We start from the raw sequence: 12,797 nt of genomic DNA, 5'->3' as shown, positions 1-12,797 counted from the left end.
TAGGCTTTTGCGTTTTTTGTTTAATCATAGTTTGCGGTTTACAGTTAAAATGTTTCGGTGAGTAGTTAAATAATAATAGTTGTTATTCGATAAATCATATTCCATTAAGGCCGCAACGATCCTCGCCAAGGTTTTGAAATCAAATCGTGATCACAGGTCCTGACAGCACTTGTCAAAAGGCAAAAAGATAACGTTACATTTTCTCTGACGGAGGATGGAATGGACGGCGGACTTTCGGGACTGCACCGATTGTCTGCCTGGGTAAATACTTTAATTAGTAAGTGGCGTCAGTTTGGTATTACTAAAAGTCTTTAAGAAAACGCGTTGCAATATTATAATATTTAACAATAGATTTCGAATAAAGAGGACGGAAAAATGCAGAATTATTTATGCAAACGTTTGCATTATATCGGTACAAAATTACCCTTTCAGACGTTGAATCAGCAAGTTATAGGGTAATTTTGGGCAAAAATGGCGATATTTAAGAGCTTAGAGGAGAGGAACGAATTTTGCAAAGATCCTATAAGTATAGAGTAGTATACCACTGATTTTATGCTAACATCGTATAAAAAAGCCCTGCTTTCCGATTCAAAAGCAGGGCTTGGAAGGTTAGTATATGACGATCAGGCCAGGTCGACAGTGCGCCCGGTCTTAACCGACTCGTCGCACGCGAAGGCGATCTGCAAGCTCGTCACCGCATCCTGCAAATGATCCGTCAGGTCGAGGTCTTCGGTGATCGCACGGAGGAAGTAACGCTGCTCGCGGTTACAAAGCTCCTGGTGATCCGGCTCGTCTTCCAGATTGATCCACGTATCTTCTTTTACAAATTCGTCTGAACCGTTCAGATCGGCGTGGTGTACACGTATCGACTCGGTCTTCGTATGTGCTTCCACGGAAGAAGATTTGCCGGTCCCGCCGGCATCTTTCGCGACGATCGACGCCGAGCCCTTCGGACCGATCACGTCCTTCACAAAGAATGCGGTTTCGCTGATCATCGGGCCCCAGCCGGCTTCGTACCAGCCTACCGAACCGTCCTCGAACCAGATTTGTAGTTGACCATAATTATAATTTCCGGCCGGGATATCTTCGGTAAGGCGTGCGCCGATCGCATTGACACGGAGCGGTTTTGAACGGGTCATCTGGCACATCACGTCGATATAATGCACACCGCAATCCACGATCGGGCTGAGGCTCTTCATCAGGTTACGGTGAACGCCCCACATATAGCCGTGGCTCTGCTGGTTGAGGTTCATACGCATAACCAGCGGCTTGCCCAGGCCTTGCGCTTCGGTCACGAAACGCTCCCACGACGGGTGTACGCGCAGGATGTAGCCTACTACTACTTTCTTATTGGCCTTTTTGGCAGCTTCTACCACGCGCTTGGCGCCTTCAACGGTGTCGGCAAGCGGTTTTTCGATGAATACGTGCGCTCCGGCTTCCAGCGCCTTGACGGCAAAATCTTCGTGCGTATCGGGGTAGGTTGAAATACAAACCGCGTCAGGTTTCGTCTCTTTCAATGCCGTTTCGTAGTCATTGAAAAGGGCGTAGCCGCCGCCTAATTTCTCATTAAGTACCTCTTTGCTTTTTCCCGTCGAAACGATCCCGCAGATCTCGAAACCGTCCAGAAGCTGGTAAGCAAAGGCATGGGAAGCACCCATATTCCCGCAACCGACTACCAGTACGCGGATGGGGCTTTCGTTTTCAAAAGATGACATAGATTAAAGATAAATGTTAAGATTATGGGTTAGCAGGAACAGATGCATGCAACAATGCATCCTGGTTTTTGTGTCAAAATTAGGCATTAAAATCCGTATTCGGCCAGTTTCGGGTCAAGTGAAAAAAAATCCGGTTTCGGTGATAAAATTCTCTTTGAAAATCCGAATAACTGTACGATAATGCATAAAATTTGTTACTCCTCATCTACTTGTTCATGACTAACTTTTTACTTCCTCTCAGACTGTCCGGTCTGTGCCTCAGGAGTGTTTTGCCCATCCCGTTCCTGTTGATTTTCTTCACTTTTCATGCTTTCGCCCAGGACGATTTCAAACCCAAACTGGGAGTTATCGACCGTGCTTCGCTTGAAATGACTGCCTACCCCGGCGACAGCACGGCCGACGCCGTTTACCTCTACGATTACGGTAAGGTTACGTTCTCCTACGACGACCAAAAGGGCCTGCTGATGAAAGCCAACTTCTGGGTCAGGGTCAAAATCCTTAAAGAATCGGCGCTCTCCCGGGCGTCCGTCGGCATTCCGCTTTACGATGGGCCCAGCTATAAAGAGCAGCAGTGGATCGAGGACCTGGAAGGCTACACTTACAACCTGGAAAACGACCGGATCGTCCGTACGGAACTGGAAAAAAAAGCAGTCCGGCGCGAAAAAACAGCGGCGTCGGTCGTCACTACCAAGTTTAACCTTCCGAATGCAAAAAAGGGTTCAGTCGTCGAATATTCGTACTCGGTGGTGTCGCCGATGAATATAAAGAACGAGCCCAGTCCATGGGTTTTCCAGGCGCCGATCCCCTCCAAATGGAGTGAATACAATATTGTCGTTCCAGGCTTCCTGGATTACAAGATGACAATGAGCGGTTATCTGCAGCTACATATGAACAAGCAGGAGCCGGTTAACGTCGGCGTGGGACACTCGAAGTTTGACGGCCCGGGAATCTCTTATCGCTTTGTCGTGAAAGATGCACCCGCGTTTGTTAATGAGCCGTTCATCACTACGGAAGCCGATTATTTGTCCAAGATCTCTTTCGAGCTCGCGACCGTGCGCGTGCCTGGGGAGATGGTCAAAAATTATTCCCAAACCTGGGAGAATGTGGACAGGACGCTCGATGAAGCCAAGTGGTTTGGTGGGGAATTACGGAGAAGCAGCTTTTTAAAGGAAGTGCGGGACGAGATCGCCCAGAAAACAACCGATCCGATGGAAAGGATGGCCCTGGCTTACAAACACGTTCAAGACCGTATGAAATGGGACGGATATTCAGGGTTATATGCTGGTGATGGCATCAAAAAGGCCTACGACAATCGGAAGGGCAATGCTTGTGACATCAACCTGATGCTTACTGTATTGCTCCGCGAGCTGGACGTTGATTGCGACCCGGTATTGCTCAGCACACGTGCGCATGGATACCTGAATCAGTACATCCCATTGATCGACTGGTTTAATTATGTGATTGCCCAGGTGAAGATTGGTGAAAAGACACTTCTCCTGGATGCGTCGGAACCCTTCGCTAAGCCGGGATTGCTACCTGAACGCGCATTGAACGGTTTTGGGCGGTTGATCCCGAAAAAAGGGGCAGGCCGCTTCATAGAAATTAACGCGGCCGACTCGCAGAGCAAACTGGAAATGATCACGGCCAGTATTGTCCCGGAGGATGGTATCGTGAAAGGCAGTTACAGCATTTCCTATGGCGGCTACGAAGCGCTCGACTGGCGATCTAACTATGCGGCGGAAGCCGATAATGTTTACCATGAGGCGCTTAAAAAGGAAGTTCCCGAATGGAAAATCCAGAATTTGGTGATCAAGAACAAGGCCGACGATCTCAAAGGGACCGTCAATATAAGTTGTGACTTTGAGCTGGAAGATGAAAATGCGTCGCCGGGCGTGTTCTATTTTAATCCTGTTATGGCAGGCAGATGGACGAAGAATCCGCTGAAATCGAAGGACCGCATCTATCCTATCGACCTGGGAACGGGCATTTCGGCATCCTTCATCGGAAATTTTACCTTGCCGGAAGGTTACGCGCTGGAAGAAATGCCAAAGACGGAAATCATCATGTTGCCCGACAAGGGCGGCAAGTTCTCTTACCAGGTCAGGCAGGTGAATAACGTAATTCAGATCAATACGATGATTCAGGTCAGCCGTACCCGCTTTTTGCCCGAAGAATACGCGGACCTGAAAGAATTCTTCGAGCGCGTCGTACAGAAGCATGCGCAACCATTGGTGATCAAGAAAAAGAACATTTAATACCCTCCTCTGTTCATGCAAAAAGTAAAATTATCTGTGCGGTACGCGATTGGCGTGTGCCTGATGTTGCCGCTGACTGTTTTGGGGCAGTCGGATTTCAGTGTAGCTGGGATTAAGCCTGATCTGATGAAAAATGCAGATGCAGTGATCCGCGTCGATGAATTGTTCTGGGATATCAAGTCGAAGGGGGAGGGTGTCCAGAGAAACCGGTTGGTTGTCACAGTATTTAATGAAAAAGGAGAAGAGCGGTACGGTTCGACGCGCGAGTGGTACGACAAGTTCAGAAAAGTGACCGAGCTGTCGGGGACTTTGTACGACGCCAGCGGCAAAGTGGTGAAGCGACTTCGTAATTCCGATATCGAGGATCGCGGGGATGGTACTGCGGGGGACGACATTACTGATAACCGGGTGAAGACCGCTAGTTTTGGTAAGAAAAGCTATTCATATCCTTACACCGTCGAATTTGTTACGGAAGTGCGTACGAGGAATATGATGTTTTTTCCCAACTGGACACCCGCACCTGCGGAGGGCTCAGCAGCGGAATACTCCTATTTCAGGATCAAAACACCGGCTGGTCTTGCATTCCGCTACCAGGAATGCAACGGCGCACCTTCGGTGAAGAAATCGAAGGATGTCGATGGCTCGGATATTTATGAATGGACCCAGAGAGACTACGCCAGGCCCAGGATTGACGACCTTTACCCCATACCGCATTTCGAGCGGATTCCTTTGGTTTTTACTGCGCCCTCCGATTTCGAGGTGCAGGAATACAAGGGGAATTTCAATACATGGGAAGATCTGAGCCGCTTTTACCACACATTGAATGCCGGCCGGGACATCTTGCCCCCTCAAATGCAGGACGAGGTGAAAGCGTTGATCAAAGACGCTCGGTCCGACCGGGAGAAAATAGACCGGATTTATAGATGGATGCAGGGTAGATCGCGGTACGTGAGCATTCAACTGGGAATCGGCGGATGGCAGACCATCGACGCGATGACAGTTGCGAAAACTGGTTACGGCGATTGTAAGGCGTTGACAAACTTCACCCTCGCCGCCCTGAAAGTAGCCGGCGTGCCATCCTGCGCCGCGTTGATCCGGGCCGGAAAAGAAGCGAAGATAAAGGCCGACTTTCCAAGCAGCACGTTTAATCACGTGATCGCCTGCGCGTTTGTAGGGAAAGACACTGTGTGGCTGGAATGCACAAGTCCCAACGAGAAACCTAATTTCATGGGTAGTTTCACTGGCGGCCGCCCGGCATTGCTCGTATTGCCTACGGGCGGGAAATTGGTGATGACGCCGGATTACACTGCGCGGGAAAATGTGAAGGAAAGCAGGGCGAATGTGAAGTTGAACGAAACGGGTGATGGCCAGGTTGTGGCATGGGCTCGGTACACCGGCTTGCAGCACGAGCCCCGCGTGCAACTGATCCAGTACAGGACCAAAGAGGAGCAGGAGAAATGGCTTTTAAGCCACATTAATCTACCGAGCATGGATTTGCGTCATTTCGAACTTGCGGAAGGTGCGGGAGGGGAGCCGTCGGTGATCGAAAAACTCACCCTGAACGTCCGCAATTGCGCTACCAAAACCGGTACACGCCTTTTCATTAAGCCCAGCCTGCTAAGCCGGCCTTTCGAGCTTCCCGCGACGAGCGAGCGCACGACGGATTTCTACCTGCCGGTTTCGGAGTATAACTTTACCGATCTTGATACGGTATCGTATGAAGTTCCGGCCAACTACAAATTGGAAACTACTTTGCCTGCATTCCAGATCAGTTCGGGATTCGGCAGCTATGAACTGAAAACGAGCTATGAGAACAACAAGCTCGTTTGTGCGAGGAAAGTGGTAATGAACGGCGGACGCTACGCATCGAAGGACTTTGCCGCCTGGGTCGATTTTCTGAAAAAGATCAGAAAGGCCGACAGGGCACAGGTGGTGTTCGTCGAAAACAAGCTTTGAGCGTATTTTGGGGAGTATGTTAAAATATGTCAGGAATTGATTAAAACATGTGAATATCCGCATGCCGGCATGGATTAATTTTGAACTAAAATTTTAACATAAGCAGGATATGAACAAAGAAGCATGGTACGGCATTTTCCCCGCGTTGGTGACGCCATTCAAATCAGATGATACGGTTGATTTTGAGCTGTTCGGCAAGAACCTCGAAGCGCAGGTTGAAGCAGGTATAACCGGGGTGATCGTTGGTGGTTCGCTCGGGGAGGCCAGTACGCTCACCAGGGCCGAGAAAATGGAGCTGGTGAAATATGCTAAAAAGGCTCTTCCTGCTGGTTTGCCCGTAGTTCTCGGTATTGCCGAGCAGTCTACTGCCGAAGCGGTGAGCATTGCGAAGGAGGCCGAAAGCATTGGTGCCGATGGTCTGATGATCCTTCCGCCGATGCGCTACAAGGCTGATGACGAAGAGACAGTGATCTGGTTCAGGACGATCGCGGAAAGTGTGTCGCTTTCGATCATGATCTATAATAATCCTTACGACTACAAGATCGAGGTAACGCTGCCTATGTTCGAAGAGCTGGCCAAAGTTCCGAACATCCACGCCATCAAGGAATCGACCCGCGACGTAAGCAATGTAACGCGCCTGTTCAACAAGTTCGGAGATCGTTTCCGCGTCTTCTGCGGCGTGGATACTTTGATTATGGAAGAGGTAATGCTCGGTACGGATGGTGTGATCGGTGGCCTGGTGGATGCGTTTCCGAAAGAAACCGTTGCGATCTTCAACCTTGTGAAAGCGGGTCAATACAAGGAAGCACTGGCTATATACCGCTGGTACCTGCCTTTGCTGGAACTCGATATTCATCCTAAGCTGGTACAAAATATCAAGCTCGCCGCCACGAAAATGGGTATCGGTTCGGAATATGTACGCGCCCCGCGCCAGCCGCTGCAAGGTGCCGAACGCGAGAAAGTGCTCGCGATCATCGATCAGGCCATCGCTACGCAGCCTGAGTTGCCCGATTATTTGAATTTGACGGTTGATGTGGCATAGGAGGCTCCTCCGTAGCTGACCGCATTGGCTATGATTTGCTACAAACAGGTTGTTCCTCCGGAGCTATTCGACGCCTTATACGGCAATGATTGCGGAGCAATCCCCTGTTTGTAGCAAATTCGATCATACAATTTTCCGGACCCCGGCGGGGTTTCCTTTTGTCCAGAATGGCCACAACCCGGCCAAAAGGCGTAATATTGACAAAATAACGGAGGATAATCGTCGAATTTCCGTTATAGGTTTATTCCTTTTTGTCAAAACATCAAATTATGAAATTGTCCGATTTAGACCTTATTCTTGAAAAAGCCCAAGAGGCATTCGTGGCGATGAACGCCTACGCATTGCGCCGCCGTGTGGCATTGATGCACACCATTGCCGACGAGATCGAAGCCCTGGGGCCCGAGCTCATCCAGACGGCCATGGCGGAATCCAACCTGCCCGAAGCGCGCCTTAACGGCGAAAAAGCACGGACGGTATTCCAATGGAGAAGCTATGCCGATGCGGTGGAGAAAGGTTATTCGCTCGACGCGAGCATCGATACCGCCAATCCGCAGCGTGCCGTGCCCAAGCCGGATATCCGTAAAACGAATGTGGGATTAGGTCCTGTGGCAGTTTTTGGGGCGAGCAACTTCCCGTTTGCATTCTCAACAGCGGGTGGAGACACAGCAAGCGCTATTGCAGCGGGTTGTCCCGTGGTGGTGAAGGCGCATCCGGGCCATCCGAAAACATCACAGATCATGGCGGACGCCATTAGCCGCGGGGTGTCGAAAAGCGGTTTTCCGGAAGGGACATTTGCCCATATTTTTACTGAAACCGTCGAAGAAGCGCAGGCACTGGTTGCCCATCCGGTAATTAAGGCAGTGGGTTTTACGGGCTCGAACCGCGCCGGTTTGGCATTGGTCGATGTGGCCAACAAACGTAAAGAACCCATTCCGGTATTTGCCGAAATGGGAAGCATTAACCCGGTATTCCTACTTCCGGGCAAGCTGGGCACGGCGGGTGCAGACCTGGCGAAGCAATATGCCGGCTCGTTGACATTAGGTGTCGGACAGTTCTGCACTAACCCGGGATTGCTGATCACGGAGGACAACCCGGCGCTGGACGGCTTCATTGAAGCATTGAACCAGGAGATTGTAAATATTCTTCCCGCACCCATGCTCAATGCGGGCATTGCAATCGCATACCGTGGCAACCGCGAGAAGGTGATCGGTCAGACAGGCGTGGAACTGGTGGCAGTTGCTGCTGCCGAAGCGGCTGACGGGCAGGGTGCTGCTACGGTAGCAACCGTTTCGGGTGTCGACTTTCTGATTAACGAGGAATTGCAAACCGAAGTTTTCGGGCCATTTGCATTGATCGTCAAATGCCGGAATGCAGAAGAAGTGCTGGCGGTAACTGAGAAACTACACGGCCAGCTGACCGCTACATTGCTGGCGACAAGCGAAGACCTGGCTTCTCACCGCGAGCTGGTGGCTGCTATCCAGAACAAATGCGGCCGCATTATATTCAACAATTTCCCGACGGGTGTTGAAGTATGCAAATCGATGCACCACGGCGGCCCATTCCCATCGTCGAGCAACAGCCAGTTTACATCGGTAGGCCCGGATGCGATCAAGCGTTTTACCCGCCCATTAAGCTTCCAGAACTGGCCCGACGAATTTTTACCCGACGAATTAAAAAACACCAACCCGCTCGGAATATGGCGGACGGTGGATAATGAGGTGACGAAGGAAGCTTTGAGGCTTTAGGCCTTAAGCTATAAGCAAAATTTTTAAAAAAGTAAATAATAAGCTTATGGCTTAAAGCTTAGTGCCTAAAGCTCCAACCAAAACATAGCCTAAAGCTTAAAGCCTAAAGCCCTTTTTATGCGCAAAACTTTTTTCTGTATCGATGCCCACACCTGCGGGAACCCTGTACGCGTAGTCGCAGGTGGCGGGCCGCTCCTTGAGGGCAACAGCATGATGGAGCGCAGGCTCCATTTTTTAAGGGAGTTCGACTGGATCCGTAAGGGCCTCATGTTCGAGCCGCGTGGCCATGATATGATGAGCGGTAGCATTCTCTATCCGCCGATCGATCCGGCCAACGATATCGGCGTGCTTTATATTGAAACAAGCGGTTGCCTGCCCATGTGTGGGCACGGGACGATCGGTACGGTCACCATCGCTATCGAAGAAGGGCTGGTGACACCCAAAGTACCGGGTAAGCTGCGCCTCGAAACGCCTGCCGGACTGGTTTTGGTAGAATATGTGCAGGAAGGCCGGAAAGTGAAGTCGGTTAAGCTGATTAATATTAAATCATTCCTCGCGGCTGAAAAATTGACGGTCGAATGTCCTGATCTGGGCACATTGACCGTAGATGTTTCGTACGGAGGTAATTTCTACGCCATTGTCGATCCGCAGGAAAACTTCAAAGGCATCGAAAACTATACCGCTGATCAGCTGATCAGTTGGAGCCGCGTATGCCGGAAGCGGATGAACGAGCAATACCAGTTTGTCCATCCCGAAAACGAGCATATCAAAGGCCTGAGCCATTTCCTCTGGACCGGCGCACCGCTCGACCCGACTTCCACCGCGCGCAATGCAGTGTTCTATGGTGATAAGGCCATCGACCGCTCCCCATGCGGCACGGGCACGTCCGCACGTATGGCGCAATGGCACGCGAAAGGCAAGCTCAAAAAAGGCGACCGTTTCGTGCACGAAAGCATTATCGGCTCCAAGTTCATTGGTACGGTCGAGGAAGAAACAACCATAGGCGATAAGCCAGCCATCATCCCCGGCATAGAAGGCTGGGCCGTCATCACCGGGCATAATACCATCTTCATCGACGACGAGGAAGATCCTTATGCGTTTGGGTTTCAGGTGATTTAAATGGCTTTAGGGTGTAAGCTTTAAGCAATAAGCTAATGCTTTGTTAAAGTGATAGAGTTAAAAATAGCTTAAAGCTTACAGCCTAAAGCTTAAAGCAAAACAAAAACAATGAACACCAAAAAAGGCACCTCCGTCATCATTGGTGGCGGAATTTCGGGTTTGGCTTCGGCCTATTATTTGCTCAAAAGCGGATGGAAAGTGACGTTGCTCGATAAGGGCGATTTGTTCGATAATTGCTCTATCGGCAATGCGGGCATGATTGTGCCGAGCCATTTCATACCACTCGCCGCTCCTGGAATGGTTTCGAAGGGCATCAAATGGATGTTCAACAGCCGCAGCCCTTTTTATGTAAAACCATCCCTCGATTTTTCGCTGATTTCCTGGGGTTTGAAATTCATGAAAGCAGCTACCGAAGCCAATGTGGAACGCGCGGCACCGCATTTGAGGGACTATCATTTGTTGAGTAAAAAACTGTACGAAGACCTCGTTCGCGACGAAAACCTGGATTTTGGACTGGAAGAAAAGGGCATACTCATGCTCTATAAATCCGACAAAACCGGCGAGGAGGAAATTCACGTCGGCAAGCAAGGTCAAAAGCTCGGCCTGGACATCGATATGCTGAACCGCGAACAAGTGCAGGCATTGGAGCCAGGTATTAAGCTCGATGTAGCAGGGGCGGTCCATTACCGCTGCGATGCACATTTGTATCCGACCGCGCTGGTGAACGGTTTAATCAAGAGCATTACTACTCTTGGCGCTGAAATCGTTAAAAACGCGGAGGTAACTGGTTTTGATATTCAAAACGGGGAGATCAAGAGCGTTAAAACAGCAACCAAAACTTACGAAGGCGATCTGGTTGTCATGACCGGTGGCTCGTGGCTGCCGCAGTTGGCGAAGCAAGCAGGCCTTTCCATTCCTGTAATGCCGGGCAAAGGTTATTCCTTCATGGAACCTAATGCTGCGCACCCGATCGTTCATCCCGCATTGCTCCTAGAAGCCCGTGTGGCGGTGACGCCGATGAACGGACAGGTGCGATTCGGCGGTACGATGGAGCTCGCGCCGTTGAATAACCAGATTAATATGAACAGGGTGGAGGGAATCGTCAATTCCATCCCGCAATATTATCCTGAGCTGAATGTGGCTGTTCCTCCAAAGGATCGCATTTGGTACGGTTTCCGGCCTTGTTCACCGGACGGCCTGCCTTATTTGGGGTATTCCAAAAAACTCAGCAACCTGGTCGTCGCCGGCGGGCATGGTATGATGGGCATCAGCCTCGGACCCGGGACTGGGAAAATCGTAGCTGAACTGGCCGAGCGAGTAAAACCTTCCGTGGATGTGGCGCTTTACGACCCTGAGCGCTATCAATAAGTGCGGGGCCATTTAGGGCCATTTTAGCGTATGGCGGGGCGGGAATATTGTGAGTAGTCCAAATACTTCGTAGTTTACACAGATTAACACCTGACTTCATAACCTATTACCCTTTATGCCACAAGAAAACACCTCTTTCAAGCCCTCACTAGGTCTTGTTGACGCCACGATGCTCGTTGCCGGCAGTATGATCGGATCGGGCATTTTTATTGTTAGCGCCGACATCATGCGCAACACCGGAAGTGTGGGCTGGCTGATGTTCGTGTGGCTCATCACGGGTTTCATGACGCTTACGGCCGCATTAAGCTATGGCGAGCTTAGTGCGATGTTTCCCAAGGCTGGTGGTCAGTATATTTATCTCAAAGAAGCCTACAACCCGCTGATCGGTTTTCTGTATGGTTGGAGTTTTTTTACCGTCATCCAAACCGCCACTATCGCCGCTGTGGCTGTGGCATTTGCCAAATTTACGGCTTACCTGATACCGCAATTCAGCGAGGATCTGGTCGCATTGGATCTCGGCTTTCTCAAAATAAGTCCCGCCCAGCTGCTGTCCATTGTCGTCATTGTGGTGCTGACGTTTACGAATACACGTGGCGTGAATAGCGGGAAAATTATCCAAACCACATTTACATTAACGAAACTGTTAAGCCTTCTCGGACTCATCGTTTTTGGGTTGATTTTCATGAAACCCGAAGTATGGGCGGCCAACTGGGGCGAAGGCATGTGGGATCTGCACAAACTCATGCCGGACGGCAGCATCGAATCCTATACCACGATCGCCGCATTCGGCGCCATTGCTGCTTCCATGGTAGGGTCCATTTTCAGTAGTGATTCGTGGAATAACGTTACTTTCATCGCAGGCGAAATCAAGAACCCGCAACGCAATATAGGCCTAAGCCTTGCATTAGGAACTATCATAGTAACAGTCATTTACGTGCTCACCAATGTGATGTATACCGGTGTGCTTTCGTTGCAGGAAATCGCCGCCGCCGACAAAGACCGCGTTGCTGTATCCGCTTCGCACGTGATATTCGGCAACGCGGGAACGATCGTTATCGCAGTTATGATTATGATTTCGACTTTCGGCTGCGACAACGGCCTCATCATGTCGGGCGCCCGCGTGTATTACTCGATGGCGAAAGACGGCCTGTTTTTCAAAAAAGTAGGTCAATTAAACAAGAATGCGGTGCCGGAAATCGGCCTTTGGCTGCAATGCGTGATTGCCTCGTTGTGGGCGCTGAGCGGGAAGTATGGTAACCTGCTGGATATGATCTCCTTCGTGGTGGTGGTATTCTATATGCTCACGATCATCGGGATTTTCATTCTTCGCAAAAAACGTCCCGACGCGCCGAGGCCTTACAAGGCATTCGGCTACCCGTTTTTGCCTATCATTTACATTATTATGGGTATCGCATTCTGCGTGCTGCTCATTATCTACAAGCCTGAATATACCTGGCCTGGATTGATTATTGTGTTGCTTGGCATACCGGTTTATTTTATGGTAGCAAAGAAAGAAGTAGCGTCTGTGGATTAATCAGACAATAAAATGAATGTCCCCCTGGCGGAACCGACCGTTTAGGGGGACATTTGTTTGTTG

8 protein-coding genes are annotated in these 12,797 nt (G+C 50.2%); 7 read left to right on the top strand and 1 reads right to left on the bottom strand.

Translation table 11 applies throughout. The annotated features are described in order from the left end of the window. Positions 1–623: 623 nt before the first annotated feature. A complete protein-coding gene (locus AAHB90_RS27555; protein WP_342088477.1) occupies positions 624–1,715 on the bottom strand; it encodes a Gfo/Idh/MocA family protein in 1,092 nt (363 codons plus the stop codon). Positions 1,716–1,930: 215 nt separating this feature from the next. Here AAHB90_RS27555 and AAHB90_RS27550 point away from each other — a divergent pair, with 215 nt between their 5' ends. The 7 genes from AAHB90_RS27550 to AAHB90_RS27520 all read left to right on the top strand — a co-directional run bounded on the left by AAHB90_RS27550 (position 1,931) and on the right by AAHB90_RS27520 (position 12,734). Next, positions 1,931–3,970: a hypothetical protein gene (locus AAHB90_RS27550; protein ID WP_342088475.1), complete on the top strand. Its 2,040-nt coding sequence runs from the start codon at positions 1,931–1,933 to the stop codon at positions 3,968–3,970. A 15-nt stretch (positions 3,971–3,985) separates the two neighbouring features. Then, complete coding sequence (locus tag AAHB90_RS27545) at positions 3,986–5,926, top strand: DUF3857 domain-containing transglutaminase family protein (RefSeq protein WP_342088474.1); 1,941 nt, start codon at positions 3,986–3,988, stop codon at positions 5,924–5,926. 109 nt (positions 5,927–6,035) lie between these two features. Continuing rightward, entirely contained in the window at positions 6,036–6,968 is a 933-nt protein-coding gene (locus AAHB90_RS27540) for a dihydrodipicolinate synthase family protein (protein ID WP_342088473.1), read from the top strand. A 269-nt stretch (positions 6,969–7,237) separates the two neighbouring features. Then, positions 7,238–8,713, top strand: coding sequence for an aldehyde dehydrogenase (NADP(+)) (locus AAHB90_RS27535; RefSeq protein WP_342088472.1), 1,476 nt, complete (start codon positions 7,238–7,240; stop codon positions 8,711–8,713). Positions 8,714–8,830: 117 nt separating this feature from the next. Beyond that, positions 8,831–9,832 carry a 4-hydroxyproline epimerase gene (locus AAHB90_RS27530; RefSeq protein WP_342088471.1) on the top strand — a complete coding sequence of 334 codons (1,002 nt, stop codon included), beginning with the start codon at positions 8,831–8,833 and terminating at the stop codon, positions 9,830–9,832. Between the two features lie 108 nt (positions 9,833–9,940). After that, positions 9,941–11,200, top strand: a complete 1,260-nt coding sequence (locus tag AAHB90_RS27525; protein WP_342088470.1) for an NAD(P)/FAD-dependent oxidoreductase — start codon at positions 9,941–9,943, stop codon at positions 11,198–11,200. 115 nt (positions 11,201–11,315) lie between these two features. Further along, the gene (locus AAHB90_RS27520; protein ID WP_342088469.1) at positions 11,316–12,734 is read left to right on the top strand and encodes an APC family permease; all 1,419 of its coding nucleotides are present in this window, start codon (positions 11,316–11,318) and stop codon (positions 12,732–12,734) included. Positions 12,735–12,797: the final 63 nt, after the last annotated feature.

The organism is Dyadobacter sp. OTU695 (assembly GCF_038440355.1).
GTDB lineage: Bacteria > Bacteroidota > Bacteroidia > Cytophagales > Spirosomataceae > Dyadobacter.
Note: the sequence above shows the minus strand (reverse complement) of the source record. Positions and strands in the feature narration are given on the sequence as shown.